Source organism: Micropruina sp., assembly GCF_047606365.1.
Lineage (GTDB): Bacteria > Actinomycetota > Actinomycetes > Propionibacteriales > Propionibacteriaceae > Micropruina.
Genome location: NZ_JASGEN010000029.1, coordinates 21,746 through 37,401, shown reverse-complemented (window position 1 = coordinate 37,401; position 15,656 = coordinate 21,746). Strand labels below are relative to the sequence as shown.

13 protein-coding genes are annotated in these 15,656 nt (G+C 61.6%); 3 read left to right on the top strand and 10 right to left on the bottom strand.

What is annotated here, in order from left to right; all coding sequences use genetic code 11:
- Positions 1 to 265: 265 nt before the first annotated feature.
- The 5 genes from QM624_RS04095 to QM624_RS04075 form a co-directional block, all read right to left on the bottom strand.
- Entirely contained in the window at positions 266 to 1,384 is a 1,119-nt protein-coding gene (locus tag QM624_RS04095) for a polysaccharide pyruvyl transferase family protein (RefSeq protein ID WP_415089007.1), read from the bottom strand.
- Positions 1,385 to 1,457: 73 nt separating this feature from the next.
- On the bottom strand, positions 1,458 to 2,411 hold the full coding sequence (locus QM624_RS04090) for a glycosyltransferase family 2 protein (protein ID WP_415089005.1): 954 nt from the start codon (positions 2,409 to 2,411) through the stop codon (positions 1,458 to 1,460).
- Between the two features lie 441 nt (positions 2,412 to 2,852).
- Positions 2,853 to 4,124 (bottom strand): glycosyltransferase family 4 protein, encoded by a 1,272-nt coding sequence (locus tag QM624_RS04085; RefSeq protein ID WP_415089003.1) that lies wholly within the window; start codon positions 4,122 to 4,124, stop codon positions 2,853 to 2,855.
- Positions 4,121 to 5,161: an NAD-dependent epimerase/dehydratase family protein gene (locus QM624_RS04080; RefSeq protein WP_415089001.1), complete on the bottom strand. Its 1,041-nt coding sequence runs from the start codon at positions 5,159 to 5,161 to the stop codon at positions 4,121 to 4,123. The genes QM624_RS04085 and QM624_RS04080 overlap by 4 nt, the downstream gene beginning before the upstream one ends.
- The gene (locus QM624_RS04075) at positions 5,158 to 6,285 is read right to left on the bottom strand and encodes a Gfo/Idh/MocA family protein (RefSeq protein ID WP_415088999.1); all 1,128 of its coding nucleotides are present in this window, start codon (positions 6,283 to 6,285) and stop codon (positions 5,158 to 5,160) included. The genes QM624_RS04080 and QM624_RS04075 overlap by 4 nt, the downstream gene beginning before the upstream one ends.
- A 465-nt stretch (positions 6,286 to 6,750) precedes the next feature.
- Between QM624_RS04075 and QM624_RS04070 the strand changes: the two genes are divergently transcribed.
- From QM624_RS04070 to QM624_RS04060, 3 genes are all read left to right on the top strand, one after another.
- On the top strand, positions 6,751 to 8,136 hold the full coding sequence (locus QM624_RS04070) for a glycoside-pentoside-hexuronide (GPH):cation symporter (protein ID WP_415088997.1): 1,386 nt from the start codon (positions 6,751 to 6,753) through the stop codon (positions 8,134 to 8,136).
- 66 nt (positions 8,137 to 8,202) lie between these two features.
- Positions 8,203 to 8,583, top strand: coding sequence for a hypothetical protein (locus QM624_RS04065; RefSeq protein WP_415088995.1), 381 nt, complete (start codon positions 8,203 to 8,205; stop codon positions 8,581 to 8,583).
- A gap of 39 nt (positions 8,584 to 8,622) precedes the next feature.
- Positions 8,623 to 10,239 carry a metallophosphoesterase gene (locus QM624_RS04060; RefSeq protein ID WP_415088993.1) on the top strand — a complete coding sequence of 539 codons (1,617 nt, stop codon included), beginning with the start codon at positions 8,623 to 8,625 and terminating at the stop codon, positions 10,237 to 10,239.
- A gap of 94 nt (positions 10,240 to 10,333) precedes the next feature.
- On the opposite strand, the gene QM624_RS04055 is transcribed toward QM624_RS04060, so the two are convergent.
- From QM624_RS04055 to QM624_RS04035, 5 genes are read right to left on the bottom strand one after another with little or no spacing between them, the layout of a single operon-like run.
- Positions 10,334 to 11,584, bottom strand: a complete 1,251-nt coding sequence (locus tag QM624_RS04055; RefSeq protein ID WP_415088991.1) for a sulfate adenylyltransferase subunit 1 — start codon at positions 11,582 to 11,584, stop codon at positions 10,334 to 10,336.
- A complete protein-coding gene (cysD, locus tag QM624_RS04050; RefSeq protein WP_415088989.1) occupies positions 11,584 to 12,486 on the bottom strand; it encodes a sulfate adenylyltransferase subunit CysD in 903 nt (300 codons plus the stop codon). The genes QM624_RS04055 and cysD overlap by 1 nt, the downstream gene beginning before the upstream one ends.
- Positions 12,486 to 13,250, bottom strand: a complete 765-nt coding sequence (locus QM624_RS04045) for a 3'(2'),5'-bisphosphate nucleotidase CysQ (RefSeq protein WP_415088986.1) — start codon at positions 13,248 to 13,250, stop codon at positions 12,486 to 12,488. The genes cysD and QM624_RS04045 overlap by 1 nt, the downstream gene beginning before the upstream one ends.
- Positions 13,240 to 14,487: an adenylyl-sulfate kinase gene (cysC, locus tag QM624_RS04040; RefSeq protein WP_415088984.1), complete on the bottom strand. Its 1,248-nt coding sequence runs from the start codon at positions 14,485 to 14,487 to the stop codon at positions 13,240 to 13,242. The genes QM624_RS04045 and cysC overlap by 11 nt, the downstream gene beginning before the upstream one ends.
- Positions 14,484 to 15,434 (bottom strand): sulfite exporter TauE/SafE family protein, encoded by a 951-nt coding sequence (locus QM624_RS04035; RefSeq protein WP_415088982.1) that lies wholly within the window; start codon positions 15,432 to 15,434, stop codon positions 14,484 to 14,486. Before QM624_RS04035 ends, cysC begins: the two co-directional genes overlap by 4 nt.
- Positions 15,435 to 15,656: the final 222 nt, after the last annotated feature.

The window sequence follows — 15,656 nt, the reverse complement described above, 5'->3', positions numbered from 1 at the left end:
CTGGAAACCGCCAGCCGCGCCCGCCTCGGGCCGCGATCGCGAGCGACGCCCTTCGGACTGTCCCGAAAGGAAGTCTGAACGGGCCGACATAGACACAGGGCCTCCACGACGGGTGTTGTTCCGCCAATCAAGTCCAACCCGTAGGATCAGACGTATTGCGACCGAATGCCACCAGCCCGGCAACACGAGAGCTCGCACCATTGGTGGGCACCAGGCAGGCACGAGCCATGAATTGCTGCGGGCGCGGGTCGCGAACCTTTGCGAGTCAGGCCGTACGAGGTGGTGGTCCTGCCAGGAGTTGGTCGAGGACAGCGAAGTGCTGATTGGCGCGACGAGCGAGATCCTCACCGTCGGCCAGCGTTACGGACAGGGCCGTCGCCCGTCGGTGACGCTCTACCCGAGTAGCAGTAACGAACTCCTCGATACTCCAGCCCAGATGCCCCAGGCCGAGGTCGTCCAGAGCGTTGGCCACCTTGTCGCTATATTCCACGCAGTTGACCCGGCAGCCAAAGGCAAGGCCCAGTACCATCGCGTGAAACCGGGTAGCCACAACCGTCTCGGTCCGTTGGAGCAAGGTAAGCGCCGCTCGCATATCACCACGGTAATAGTGCGTTGTGACCGCGCCGCGGGCGGGCGACGGCACCAGCGACGCAACACGGTCGACCGCCAGTTCGTCTCCTTCCGCGGCACAGAAGCTCATCAACGTGACTTGTTGTCCATCCTTCACCAGATCCTCGACGAGCTCGGCCATGGCGCGCTCGTACGCTTCTCGGTGCTCGCTGATCCCAGGCCGTCCATCGAGATTGATGAGCGAGATGACAACACCGCCACGCTCGGCCATTCTGACGTCTGAGGACAAGCTGAAGATCAGATCGGGAGCCATACGGAGCTGAGGAACGCCCGCCAACTGTGCAAACGACCAGTTGTCCCGCACGGTCACGTCAAGGGCTTCGGAAAACAGCCGAACGTAGGTTGCCAAGAAACCCTCAGTCCTCCACGGGCCGAAGTTCCCGTTGAGATAGATTGCGCCGCCGGGGCTGGACAGCAACGCCAGATCGCGTCGCACATTGTCCTGCCACTCCCCCCTCTCCATATACAGCGAGCCGCCCAATCGGACCGCGTGCCGCGACTGCCGAATAGCCCGGCGGCGGCAGGCTTCATTGAGACTGAAAGGAATTCGCAGCCGACGCAGCATGCCGTCAACGTAGGGTATTCGGGGCATTCTGCGAACATTCGGAAGGCGGAACGCCACCGGCCTCGGGTGCTGCTCAGCGTAGGCAAATCGAACGTGAGCGTAGCGCTGGGCCAGGACAAAGAACAGCAAATCGTCCCCGAGGTTCAGATAGTCGTAAAAATCGACAAATACTTCCCGCTGTCCTGCCATGATCAGCGTCTCATCCCTCGCAACTGGTGACACGTGTCCAGAACCCGTCGATCGCCACTCGTTCGGACGCCATTCACAGCCGATCCCTCATCTGGCGACGCAGGGGCATCCACTCGGGAAGAACTTCCAAGACCGGTGCCGCAACACTGGCGATGAGCGCCTTCTTCCGCAGCCCGCGGTAACGTGGATAATCCGCGGCGGCAATCCGCAGCAGCGAGGCTGCTTCTTGGAAGTCACCGGCCGTCCAAGCCTGCTTCGCCCGTTGCCGCTGCCGTGGAGGAGAACCGTGCCCAGCCCGCGCCATGAGCAAGCCTTGCTCGCGTTCAGTGAGGATGCCGCTAAAACGCTTCGAGAGGCCCACGAACAACTCGTCTTCGGCGTCCATCATCGCAGTTGCATCAGCCGACTGGCTGTATCCCTGCTGCCGATACATGGCCGCAGCCTCGGACTGGAAGGCCACCCGCCAACCTGACAGGAGTGCCCGCGCCCAGTACTCCCAGTCCTCACACCGATGGAGGTCTTCGGCGAACTCGCCGATTTCATCAACCATCCGGCGCGGAAAAACCGAGAAGATCGAAACGAAATTCATCTGCAGGATAGCTTCGCGCTGCTGGCGGACAGGGATCTCACCAAACGGTGACACACCGTAGTCACGCAAGCCACCGTCGGTCAATGCCAAGGCGGCACAGGTCACCCAAACGCGCTCCGCAGCCCTCTCGAGCACTGCGCATGCCTCGGTCAAATAGTTCGGTAGCAGTAGATCGTCAGAATCACACAGTGCAAATACCTCACCTGTAGCTGCGCGTATGCCAGCATTCCGAGCCGCATTTGGACCAGCGTTCGCCTGCTTGAGCAACGTGATTCGATCTCCGAACCCGCTTGCTATTTGATAGGTGTCGTCCGTCGAGCCGTCGTCGACCACGACTAGCTCTACATCGGGATAGGTCTGACTCAGCACGCTGCCGATGGCCAACCCGATTCGGGCACCCGCGTTATAGGCAGGCATGATGACACTTACCCTTGGCATACTAACCCCTCCACCGCGAACCCAGACGGCTCATCGAGACCCCCACATCTTCGATCCGCACGCCAGCTTATCAGCAAATGAGTTGTTGAACTATCTCGTCTGACAGCTGGGAATTATTGGACAACCTCCCGGCACATGGCGATGTGAATACAATGCGACCGAGCCTTCAAATATTCGTCGACAGCCTGTCGGCTCTACACTCAAAGCCATTTGCCGGTCACGCGGTACAATAACGACACAAAGCGAGAGCCTCGTCTGGGACGACTGGGGTCGTATCGTTCGTTTCTAAGTCGAGAAATTCTGCCACCCCGTCACGAACCAAGACTTGGGCCAATCCACGTTCCAATTCACTGCACTCGGCTAGTTCCACGACGCTGTAGCAGCAGGATGCATGCCCACCATCAACAACTGGATTTGCACCAATTTGCGCTTTGCTATCCACTAACCGCCGACCTGATAAGGCGCGGGCCGCTCCGTCCATTCGTCCGCCGACTCGTTGCCCAGCGCGCCATCCTCGGCTGCCCGGAAAAGAGTGACCAGACGCCGAGCCTCGGTATCAGACGCAAACTCGGCAGCCACCCGCTCGCGGCCTGCGGCACCTAGTCGCGCCCGCAACTGCTCGTCAGCGACCAACCCGGCAACGGCTTCTCGCAACGCCGAGACGCTCCCGGGAACAACCACCCGGCCGTTGACTCCGTCCGCGACTAGCTCGGTCACACCACCAACGTTGGTAGCGATCACCGGCTTGCCCTGCGCCATCGCCTCCATCAAAGAGACCGGGACTCCTTCCGCGAAGCTGGGAAGCACAAACACGTCACAGCGCCGCAAATGTTCCTGGACCGCGGACTGGCTCTGGTAGCCAGTGAAATGGACGGCGTCGCCGATACCGAGTTCAGCCACACGGCGCTCGAGTTCCGGCCGCTGCGGCCCATCGCCGACCAGGGTCAATTCGAGCGGGGTTCCCGAAGTGGCGAGTTCGGCCACCGCATCAAACAGCACAGTGACACCCTTTACTTGATCGAGCCGACCGACGAACAGCAGCCGCGGCGGACCGTCCTCGCGGGCGGCATCGGGATTGATTTCGGGAATCTCGACCCCACAGTGAACTATCCGGACCCGCCGCCAGCCATCAGCGGAGCAGAACAAGCTTGCCTGGGCGCGCGCGAACGAGCTGATGGTGGCGCAGAATACCGACTTGTCGATCTTCGTACCAAGCTTCCATTCGTTTGCCTCAAAGAAGATGCCTGGGCCGTGCAGAGTGAAACTAAATGGGATTCCGGAGAGTTCCGACGCTAACATGGCGACCGTGCAGCAGGCGTCCGAAAAATGATTATGTAGATGCGTGACGGCGCGACGATGTAATTCTTCGGCTAAGTGTGCAGCCTCGATGAAATATGCCGCCTGCTTGAGTGCGCCACCGACACCCAGGCGTCGGGTCGATAGGGCCAGCTTCAGCGTCGCCAGAAACCGCTTCGGAGACCGCCGGGCGGCTGCCCAAACATCGCGAAGAATCATCGTCGAAGGCGACGACAGTAGATACGTGGTCGCCGCTCGCTCGCTCACTTGCTGGGGCCCAACCATGTGTTCATCACCCGTGCGGCGCACCGAGAATCGTTCGACCTCGACTCCGACGCGTTCGACAGCGAGAATTTCGCGCTGGATGAAGGTGTCGGTCGCGCGCGGATACTCGCCGGTCAGGTAGGCGATCCTCATGCCGCGGAAGTCCCTGCCTCAGCCGGGGCCGAAAAGGCGCGCTCGGCGATCAGATCGACATCGCTCACCGAGCGGGCGAACGACTCCGCCAGCGAATAGACAGGCCGCCAGTTGAGCGCCTGCTTCGCAGCATGGTTCGGGTAGACGAAGGGCTTGAACCGAGCGTCTAGTCGTTCCGGCACGACGATTCCGGGGAACTTCGCCCGGCCGCTTAGCAGGCGCGCGTTGACATAGGACGCTATGTGGGCGAAGAACCGAAGCACAGGCCAAGGCACCGTAATCGAGGCCGGGACGTCGTAACGCGCACCGAGTGCCCGTATGTACTGCTCCTGGGTGGGGAGATTGTCGTCGACGATATTGAGCACTTTGCCAACGGCGTCGGCACTGGTTAGGGCAAGCGTGATGGCTTGCGCGCAGTTCTCGACATAGGTCATCGGCAGCACCGAGCGGCCACCAACCTTGAGGAACAGTGGGCCGAGCGGGGAACCCAATAGCGAGTGCCACAGGTTGTCGCGCCCATAGATCATTCCCGGCCGAAGGATCACCACGTCGAACTCAGATGAGGCGTCGCGATAGAGCCTCTCCTGGATGAGCTTGGTCCGCGCGTATTCGTCCCGTCGGGCAGCGGTCTGCTCGATCGGAGACGACTCATCGAGCACCGAGCCCGGACTGAGGTGGGTGTAGTCGTAGACCGAGAAGGTACTCACCGCAACCAATCGCTTCGCCGACGAGTCGGCCATCGCGGTGAGCAGGTTTTCGGTGGTCAACACGGTGCCCGCGAACTGGGTGGAAAAGTCGCCCGACTTCGCCGCCGCCAGGTGGATTACGGCATCCACATCGCGGAGTGCCCCGCCGAGTGTGCTGCGGTCGCGCAGATCGGCCCGAACCAGACTGAGCCTAGGGTGGCCGGCGATAGAGGCAAGCGGGTTCCGTGACGCGGGGCGCACCAAGGCCCGTACCTCGTGCCCGGCGGCCAGCGCATCGCCCACAACATAGCTACCAACGAATCCGGTTGCCCCGGTGATGAAAACCTTCATGCTGTCCCCTCCTCAGCGGCGTGGTCGACGGTGGCACGCCCGGCTACCAATCGATCGATCAGGCGGCTTGCCGCAAGCATGTCGTCAGCGGTGACCGGGGTCGGCGACCCCGAAGCCAGCGCACGATAAGTGAGCTCAAGGTAGTTCGCGAGGCCGACGTACGGACCTTGCTGCAAGATCTTGCGCTTCAGCGAGCGGGGCCCGCCAATCAACTGATGCACGCCGTCTCGCATCATGTTGACGATCGGGCCCAATTGCTTGCCCCCGGGCTGGCCAGCGATGGTGGTCATGCGGCCGGAGAACAGTTCTGCCTGCGCGTAGCCCTGTGAGCCGCGAACGGTGATCTCGAAGCAGTCGGGCGCCAGTAGCGCGGAGAATCGGAGCCGGGCATGCACCGGACCGCCGCAGCCCTCGCCAACAAGGACCGCGTCGAGATCGTCGACCGGAATATGCGCCAGGGGGCTGTGTTTGCTCCAGTTGCTCAGCACCCGACTCCAGGTGACTGACGGGGCGAAGTGACCAACAAGGTAGGTCATATGAGTGATGAAGTCGTGGATCACACCCGCCGGCAGGTCATGAATGGGGCTTGGAAGATTCGGGTCGCCGAAGCGTCCGGCGGGGTCCGTGACCGGCAGCCCGATCCGGATTTCGATTTCGCCAACGTCACCCAACGACCCGTCGGCGATCAGCCGGTCGATCTGCTGGATCTCTGGATTGAACCGGTAGTTGTGGTTCTCCACGATGACACGTCCACAGCGGTCGGCCTCGGCGAGTAGTGACACCAGTTGATCGGCATTGAGGGCGATCGGCTTCTCGCATATCACGTGGGCCCCAGCCGCGAGGGCACTGCGAGCCAGTCGGTCATGCGTTGTAGGCGGCGTAAGCACGTGCACAACGTCCGGCCGAACGACCTCCACCAGTTCGTCCAGCGACGCGAAAGGCTCGGTGCCATATTCCTCGGCCGACCAGCTACGCGCGATTGGCGACAGATCACAGACCCCGACCAGGTCGGCAAGCGGCGAAGCGGCGAGGAACGCGAGATGTTGCCGGGAGATGTCTCCCGTTCCAACGACGGCGGCGCGCAACGGGGGCGCATCAAAAGAACCGGACAGGGCTGTTGACATACTTCTCCACTCACTCAACACCACAGATCGGGGGGTGAGCAGCCGTGATCTGCAACGAAGGCGACACGGCGTCTCTGTGGAAATCTGCGATCAAGGGTAACGGGAACCACGCTGGCACGCACGATTTGTCCACTTTCGCCGCGGACGTGACAGTGAGGTACCATCGCCGCAGGCTGCCAGCATTCTGTGACCTCGACGTCCCCCGAATTTGCCCCGCTCGCATGGCGGTTGGTCGACCCCGACAGCCGACACTGAAGCGGGAGGTGGCCCTTGTCGCGGTTGCCTCGCGCTGACTGCCTCGGCCCTCAAGCGGTGTTTCGGACGGCCAAGCAATAGAGACCCTCCATTCACTCCGATATCGCTAGGCGACTGGATGCGAGAACCTTTGACATCGACCCTCGATCGAGGCGACGACTAGAGCACTCGCTCTCTGGCGACACCTCCCTCTCGGGCCTACCCTGAGGCATGACATCCGAACCAGTCTCCCCAGCTGTACCGTTCGAGCGTAACCGCTGGACGTTCAGCGTCGGGACGCTCGGTCGCGACATGGTGTACGCCCTAGTCAGCCTCTACCTGATCGTCTTCATCACCGAGGTGCTCAACGCGTCCGACACGTTCGTCTGGTGGGCCGGCTGGCTGATCCTCGGTGCCCGGCTCTTCGACGCCGTGATGGATATCGTGATGGGCTCCATCGTGGACAACACCCGGAGCCGCTGGGGTCACTACAAGCCCTGGATCACCATCGGCGCCGTCGCTTCGGCAGTCTGCACGCTGCTGCTGTTCACCGACCTCGGACTGCCGGACACCCAGTACGTAGCCGCCTTCGCCTTGCTCTACCTATTCTGGGGCCTGACCTGGACGATGAACGACATTCCCTACTGGGCGCTGCTACCCGCTCTTACCCTCGACCAGAAGCAGCGCGAGCGGATCGGTGCTCTGACCAAGATCTTCGCCACGATCGGCCTATTCAGCGTGGTCGTCGCGATCATCCCGGTCACCGGCGCACTGGGCGGGGACACCCGGGCATGGTTCCTGTTCACAGCCGCAGTGGTCACGATCATGCTCGCCGGCCAGGTCGTCACGCTGGTCGGCGTTCGGGAGCCCCGATTGGCCGCGGAACAGCCCAAGGTCACTCTGCGCGGCCTGTGGCGGGTCGTCACAGGCAACGATCAGTTGCTGTGGACTGCGGTTGCGATGGTCCTGTTCATGACGGGCTACGTCACCACCACCTCGTTCGGCGTCTACTTCTTCAAGTACGCCTACCGCGACGAGGGCATGTACACACCGTTCGGTGCCGTGCTCGGCATCGCGCAGTTGACTGGTTTCCTGGTCTTCCCGTTGTTCCGGCGCCGCTTCAGCCGCCGCGCCCTCTACACCGGCGCGACCGCTATGGTCGTCGCCGGCTATCTAGTGTTCTTCTTCTCCCCGATGAACATGATCTGGATCGGGGCGGCTGGTCTGCTGTTGTTCATCGGCCAATCGTTCATCGTGGTGCTGATGCTGGTCTTCCTCACCGACTGCATCGAGTACGGACACTGGAAACTCAGGCGCCGCAATGCGGCCGTCACCTTCGCCCTGCAGCCGTTCATCAACAAGGTCGGCGCGGCACTCGGCACGCAGATCGTCAGCGTGGTCGTTGTGCTGTCGGGCATCAACTCGGCAGCGACCCCCGACGACGTGTCAGCCGAGGGCCTGCTGATGATGAAGGTGGCGATGCTGGTGTTGCCGCTGATCCTGATCGTGGCCGGATACCTCGTCTACCGAGCCAAGTACCGGATCGACGAGGCTCGATACAGCCAGATCGTCGCCGAACTCGCCGCACGTGGAGAGCTCACCGACGACCACCGATAGCCGCAAGGGGCCCCGCGCACGGGGCCTGCGCGAGGCGTTCCACGACGCATCGCCTTCCAAGCCGAGTTGGTCGCGCAACTGCTGTCCGGCTTCGACAGCTCGCTGTTCGACGGACGAAGTCTGGCCGAGCGGTCGAGCGCCGAGCAGGAACGGACGGCGTTGGACGTCCGGGATCGATTTGCTGATCGAGCCGCTGCTACCCGCGATCTGGTGGCGCATTGCAGCGGACGCCCCGACCTGCTGCTGCGCGATCCCGGGGGCGGCTACCACCCTGCCGAGATCAAAATCGCACCGCGTCAGCGACCCCGCGGCGGCGGTTCGACGCTGACCTGGTCGGCGTTGTCCGAATCCAGCCGTGGAACGCGTCTACATGGTGGAACTCGGTTGCACCGTCTCTCAGACCGTGTTCCTATTCCGTTAGGCGTTTCGGGGGAAACATGGCCGTGACTTCCAAGTTCGAGCCTCAACACAGGACTGGAGAGCACTGTGAACCTCCCCCCCTTTCCTCGGCTTACCCATGCCCGCCAGACGCGTCCGGCCAGTTTCGTCTCTCTGATCGCGGTCGCGCTCACTCTGACTTTGGGGCTTGGCTGCGCGCCGAGCACCGCTCAAGCTGCAGAGTCTCTGCCCCTGACCAGCAACGCGCCCGCATTCGCACAGGTCGGCCCCGCCCGCTTGACGTCCATCGCCGAAGTCAAGGTCACTGTCCCTACCAAGCCGATCGACTTCGGGTTGCAGTTCCGCGCCAGCAACAGGTCTACCGGGTATCTGACAATGGTCAGTGTCGGCAGCGATCGGGCCGTCACCGGAAAGTTCCATCGCATCGCGGCGGGTAAGGTGTCCGACCTCGGCGCGACAAGTCCCCTAGGATTCATTGCGCGTCCGGGCGACGTCATCCATCTACAAGCAACGGTCGCAGCCAAGAAGACCGTTCGGCTCTACCTCCGTGCTTGGAAAGAAGGCACACCGAGGCCTTCAAAGTGGCAGTTGGCCGCCAAGGATTCATCAGCAAGCCGGATACGACAGCCAGGCGAGGTCTGGCTGCGGGCACAGACGTCTGGTTCCGGAAACGACACCCTGAGCTATAAGACGGAGTCAGTTGCCCCGTTCTCAGCTGCAAAGGCGGCCGCGGTCGGTCTCAGCCCGCGTCCGCCGGCAATCTCCGACGACACATTCAGCATTGCCGTAATTGGCGACACACAAACCGAGACCAATTGGGACGCTGACACCCGCTTTGGTGACCGGACCGCATGGCTGGCCGCCAACAGGAATGCGCTCAACCTTCGCTACGCCGTGCACACCGGAGACGTGGTGAACTGGGGCTGGTTGGACCCCGCGCAGTACACCCGGGCACGGAAAGCGATGGGCAAGCTGACCGACGCCGGGGTTCCTTGGTCGGTCGCGGTTGGTAACCACGACACCCGCTCGACGGGTTGGAACAACATCGCCGGATCCAGCGGATACGGGGGTGGGCCCTACTCGAAAAATCCCGAATGCCCCATCAGGCTGTCCGAGTACCAGTGCAACTACTGGCGCCTCACCCGCCAGACGCAAGAGTTCAACGCCAGCTTCCCCGTGAAGAACCTCATCAACCTCGGTGGCACTTTCGAACCTGGAAAGATCGACAACGCTTGGACAAGCTTCACCGCAAGGGGCACCAAGTGGCTGGTGCTGAACTTAGAGTTCGCTCCGCGCAAGGATGCTGTCGAATGGGCACGCAAGGTAGTCGCCTCCCACTCCGACTACAACGTCATCCTTGCTACCCACTCGTATCTCAACAGCAAGGGTGGCATATCGACTTCAAACGCAGGCGATGGCCAGACCGCACGGTATGTCTACGAGCAGATCGTCGCGAAATACTCCAACGTGAAGATCGTCCTCTCCGGGCATGTGGGCCACTTCACGAGTCGCACGGACAAAAACCGGGGCAATGTCACGGCGGCCTACTTGGGCAACTATCTGAATGGGAAGAACAACCCAGTTCGCATCCTCACCATCAACACAGGCACCGGAGAACTCGCAAACACTGTCTACAGCGAGGTAGGCCCCAAGGGCGCCACGACCTACAGCGCTGGAAGCACGAAGATCTCGATCATCAAGTAGGTCGTCGCGTTCAACTCGCCGGACGCGAAACGGCGACTGCCTCGTGCCAGGCACCGCCTGGCACGAGGCAGTTGAGTGCGACTGCGCCGCACTCCTACTGGAGGAAGCCCGCCCCGACAGTCCGATTGGTAGACTCGTCCACCAAGATCACCGAACCGGTGACTCGATTCTCGCTGTAGTCATCCATGAACAGCGGCTTCGTGCACCGCATACGTACGCGCCCGATGTCATTCAGACCAAGTGAGGTCACGGAGTCATCGCGGTGAAGGGTGTTGATATCGATTCGGTACAGCACCTCCCGAACCTTGACCCTCGCCCAGGTCGTGGTGTGCTTTATCGCCAACGTCCGCCCTGGGGTGAGCCGCATAGCCTCATCCATCCAACACACCCTGAGATCAAGGTCCTGAACCGCGGGTGCCGGGTTGTTCGGCCGAACCAACATATCCCCCCGGGAGATGTCGATTTCGTCCGCCAACCGCAGCACCACGGACATCGGAGGATACGCGGCATCAATCGGGCCTGAGGGGCTGTCGATCGCTTCTACAGTGGTTGTGAACCCGCTGGGCAAAGCCATGATCGGATCGCCTGGCTTAATCAGACCGCTGGCGACCGTCCCCGCATACCCACGATAGTCACGAGCTTTCGCCTGCTGCGGGCGAATCACGTACTGCACCGGGAACCGAACGTCCGTCAGGTTCCGGTCGCTGGCTACGTGCAGATGTTCGAGGTGATACAGCAGTGAGGGCCCGTCGTACCAAGGGGTCCGATCGCTCCGAGTCACGACATTGTCACCTGCCAACGCGGAGATCGGGATGAACGCGAGATCGTGCACGTTCAGGCGCGTGGCGAAGGCCGTGAATTCATCGGCGATCGCGTCGAACGCCTCGCGTGCGTAGTCGACGAGGTCCATCTTGTTCACGCAGACAATTAGGTGACGGACACCAAGTAGCGTCGTGAGGAATGCATGCCGTCGACTCTGCTCGGACATGCCTTTCCGAGCATCTACCAAAATCAGTGCCGCGTCCGCCGTCGATGCCCCCGTCACCATATTGCGCGTGTACTGCGGGTGGCCCGGAGTATCAGCGATGATGAACTTGCGATTCGGAGTCGTAAAGTAGCGGTACGCCACATCAATGGTGATGCCCTGTTCACGCTCGGCTCGCAGTCCGTCCGTGAGAAGAGCCAAGTCGACATAGTCGTCACCACGCTGGCTACTGACGCGCTCGACAGCTTCATACTGGTCGATGAAGATGCCCTTCGAATCATAGAGGAGTCGCCCGATCAACGTGCTCTTGCCGTCATCGACGCTTCCAGCCGTTGCGAACCTCAACAGGTCGCTGCTCATCAGAAGTATCCTTCCTTCTTACGATCCTCCATTGCGGCCTCACTGACTTTGTCGTCGCCTCGCGTGGCACCTCGCTCGGTGTAGCGAGTAGCAGCAATCTCGGCCACGATCTTTTCGTTCGTATCGGCCTCAGAAGGAACCGCAGCCGTCAAGTTGGCATCGCCCATGGTGCGATAGCGCACAGATCGGGATAGCACAGTCTCTCCGTCGCGAGGGCGCACGAACTCGTTGACCGCGTACAGCATTCCATCCCGCTCAACCACCTCGCGCTCTGCCGCATAGTAGAGGTTCGGCAGCGGCAGTCTTTCCTGGGTGATATAGGCCCAAGTATCCAGTTCGGTCCAGTTGGAGATCGGAAACACCCGAATACTCTCACCCTGGTTGACTCGACCGTTGTACATGCTCCACAACTCGGGCCGCTGATTCTTCGGATCCCATTGGCCGAACTCGTCGCGGAATGAGAACACGCGCTCTTTGGCGCGAGCCTTCTCCTCGTCACGTCGTGCGCCGCCGAAGAGTGCGTCGAAGCGGTGCTCCTCCGTCGCTCGAAGGAGCACGGGAGTCTGGATGCGATTGCGAGATCCGTTGGGTTCCTGCCGCACGAAACCCTCCTCAATGGCATCGGGAACAGAGGCGACCACCAACTGCACTTCGAGTTGGTCAGCCCACCAGTCACGAAATGAAATGACTTCGGGAAAATTCAGCCCAGTGTCGACATGCATGAAAGGGAAGGGCACCCGCGACGGCGCAAATGCTTTACGGGCAAGCGCACTCATCACTACCGAATCCTTGCCACCAGAGAATAGCAGGCACGGTCGCTGCATTTCGGCAGCAACCTCGCGAATGATATGAATACTCTCTGCCTCGAGAGCGCGTAAATGACTCAACACATAGTTCGACATCAGTTTCCTTCGATTTTCGCCAGAATGGCTAGAAGCGTGGGGGCTGCTTGTTTGTGACAAACTAACAAGTCCGGCAGCCACGGGTCGCTCTGGTTGTAGAGTAACGGCGAGCCGTCCAGTCTACTGGCGTGAAGTCCTGCTCCGAGCGCGACGGCCACGGGCGCCGCAGAATCCCACTCGTACTGGCCGCCACCATGGATGTAGGCGTCGGCCTCTCCCGACACGACCGCCATCACCTTCACACCGGCAGATCCCATCGGCACTAGTTGGACTGGCAACTCGCGACCAATCTCGCTGACCAGGCGCGGAGGCCGACTGCGGCTCACCGCGACACGCACTGGCTCACTCGGAACTGCTGGCGGAACGAACGGAACACTGTCCGAGCGGTAGACCAGATCCCGCGCCGGCAGGCCCACCACACCCCCGGCCAGGCCCCCAGATTGGGTCCATAGCGCGACATGGACTGCGAAGTCGCTACGCCAACTGCCGTCGTCCGATTGCTCAGCGAACTCACGTGTTCCGTCCAGCGGATCGATGATCCACACCCTTTCGGCGGCCAGTCGCCGCGGGTCGTCCGCCGCCTCCTCAGACAACACCGCGTCCCCTGGGCGCTTGCGCGACAGTGCATCAAGCAAGTATTGGTTTGACTCACGATCGCCGCTGGCGCCTGAGACCGCCGATCCGTCCCGCTCGCGAAGCGCAAGCAATATCTGTCCGGCTCCGCGTGCCAACTCTTCGGCAAGATCAAGATCATCAGATGTCATAGGTTGGCCCCTGGTCAGCTAGTTGCGTGGGTCGCCGCGCCAATGCTGGAGTGCCCCGACGGACAGCTCGGCGCTCAAGTTCCTCGACGAGAATCGCCACGGTCTTCTCTATCGATTCTTTAGATGTGTCGACGATGAGGTCAGCCCTCGCGGGAGCCTCGTATGGCGAGTCAATGCCGGTAAAGTTCGGAATCTTGCCCGCCCTTGCCATAGCATAAAGCCCTTTGCGATCACGTCGTTCGCACTCGCTCAGGGGCGTGGACACCCATACTTCCAGGAAGTCCGCGCCGGCCTTGGTCGCCATCTGGCGAGCCTCATCGCGAATGGCGGCATGCGGTGCAATCAAAGCCGTGATCGCGATCCCACCGTTACCGGCAACAAGCGCAGCCACCCAGCTCACTCGTCGAACATTGGCGGCACGGCCCTCCTCATCGAAACCGAGCCCAGCCGACAACATGCGTCTCAGATCATCACCGTCCAGGAGGTTCACCGGCCGATCGCTGATCACCTCGATGTTCTCGCGCAGCGCCTTGGCGATGGTAGATTTTCCCGAGCCCGAGAGACCTGTGAAGAAGACCACCGTGCCCCCACGATCCAGACGCGATGCCCCCCGCGCATCCGGATCACCCACGATCACATGATGCTGGGCTCCGAACCGGCTTGCGATCGCACCCGCTTCGGGGAGCCGGGGCCTCTTCAAGAACTGCCCATCAGCGCCGGGCCAAGCCAGACGGGTGACGCAATGCTCTCCTAGGCCGATGCCCTGCACGGTCTCGTTTACCTCCGCCACCAGTTGATGGCCTTGCCGAGCCCGTCCGGCAAGGACTATCCAGGTGACGCGCATATCACTGTGGAGCAGCGTCTGGACTCGCGCCAGGTCATCCTGACTCGGGAGCGATTTCACCACTACCGCCAGATCAGGCCGCCACTCAGCATCAGCCACTGGCGCTCCTGGCGCCACCGCGCGAAGAACCTGCGCACTGACGATAAGCGACTGATGAGACGCTTCGCGATTTCGATGAGTACCGAGCACCAATGGAGTGGACTCGACGTCGCGTATCACAAATCGCGACGAGTGACCGACCAGGTCAAAGCCCTCTGCCGTCAACTCCAGCGGCTCGGCGAGCCCCTCCTGGCACAACTCGACAATGTCGAGGTCCTCGCCTTCAACGGTCAGCGACGAGAGTTCAGCGATCTGCGACCACTCGACAGGAGTGCCACATTCCGGCGCCGTCATCGCTCTGACTCTCCTTCGACGTAGTGAGAATTTTGAGGCTCTGCGTTCGGCGACCGACTGCCGCGGAAGCGTTTACGTAGCAGCGCCCACACTACCGGCCCGAGAATGATCGCCGCACCAGTGGCAACAAGGACGATCTCCGTCGAGGCACCGGCAAGCTTCAATCCTGACGCCATTAGCAGAATGGCGAGAGCTCGGCGAATCAGACCCCCGGGCGCTCGCGCGGACACCTGAGCACCGATGAACGCGCCCGGGATGGCACCAATGAGCAGGGCCAAGGTCAGATCAAAGGACACCTCACCGAACAGCAGATGGCCGAGGGAGGCAGACGCAACGAGCGGAACAGCTTGCACCAAGTCTGTTCCGACTAACTGAGACGGCTTGAGGGTTGGATAGAGCACGAGCAGCAATGTGATGATCAGGGACCCTGCCCCAACCGACGTGAGACCCACCAGCAGGCCCGCGAGCGCACCCAGGAGCACTGTGACTAGACGCCGCACCTCAACGTCCGGGCGCCGCGGCTCGGCGGGCCCCTCACCCGCCGCGCTGTTGTAGCGCACCATTGTCGACCAAGCCCGGAAGATCAATCCTCCTGATGTGACCAGCAACGCGACGCCTAGAATCGTGAGCAGAATCTGCTCGAAGCCGTCGTAGACGCGAAGTTGGTCGACGAGCACTGCCCCCAGGAAGGCAGCGGGAACAGAGCCCACGCAAAGCCAAAGGACAAGACCTAGGTGGGCCGTTCGTCGCACGATATGCACGATTGCGCCGGCAGGCTTCATGAAGAGGCTGGTCACGACGTCTGATGAAATCGCGGTCAACGGATTGACATTGAAGAAGAACACAAGTGCCGGCGTCATGAGCGCACCCCCACCCATACCAGTCAAACCCACCACGAACCCAACGAACAGGCCAGCCAGGATGAATGCCGGGCTGATCTCGGGCATGGCGTCTCCTTTCGAAACAACTTGAGGGCGGCACCGACACTCTATCGGTGCCAGCCCATCACCTGATCCCAAGCCGTATCCGCGGGATTGACACGGTGCCATTGGTCGTGACGCTCGCAAGGAGGAGGCAGAGCGGACTCTCGTTGGCCGATCGCACCCAGCCCGTCGCAGGGCAACTGGGATGCCGCCGAGCGCACTTGGAGTGAGATCACTTGAACTCCC

Coding starts and splice junctions, on each gene's coding strand:
- QM624_RS04045 (WP_415088986.1), bottom strand. CDS start 13,250: ATGACATCTGATGATCTTGATCTTGCCGAAGAGTTGGCACGCGGAGCC.
- QM624_RS04095 (WP_415089007.1), bottom strand. CDS start 1,384: ATGGCAGGACAGCGGGAAGTATTTGTCGATTTTTACGACTATCTGAAC.
- QM624_RS04080 (WP_415089001.1), bottom strand. CDS start 5,161: ATGAAGGTTTTCATCACCGGGGCAACCGGATTCGTTGGTAGCTATGTT.
- QM624_RS04090 (WP_415089005.1), bottom strand. CDS start 2,411: ATGCCAAGGGTAAGTGTCATCATGCCTGCCTATAACGCGGGTGCCCGA.
- cysC (WP_415088984.1), bottom strand. CDS start 14,487: ATGACGGCGCCGGAATGTGGCACTCCTGTCGAGTGGTCGCAGATCGCT.
- QM624_RS04075 (WP_415088999.1), bottom strand. CDS start 6,285: ATGTCAACAGCCCTGTCCGGTTCTTTTGATGCGCCCCCGTTGCGCGCC.
- cysD (WP_415088989.1), bottom strand. CDS start 12,486: ATGTCGAACTATGTGTTGAGTCATTTACGCGCTCTCGAGGCAGAGAGT.
- QM624_RS04085 (WP_415089003.1), bottom strand. CDS start 4,124: ATGAGGATCGCCTACCTGACCGGCGAGTATCCGCGCGCGACCGACACC.
- QM624_RS04035 (WP_415088982.1), bottom strand. CDS start 15,434: ATGCCCGAGATCAGCCCGGCATTCATCCTGGCTGGCCTGTTCGTTGGG.
- QM624_RS04055 (WP_415088991.1), bottom strand. CDS start 11,584: ATGAGCAGCGACCTGTTGAGGTTCGCAACGGCTGGAAGCGTCGATGAC.
- QM624_RS04070 (WP_415088997.1), top strand. CDS start 6,751: ATGACATCCGAACCAGTCTCCCCAGCTGTACCGTTCGAGCGTAACCGC.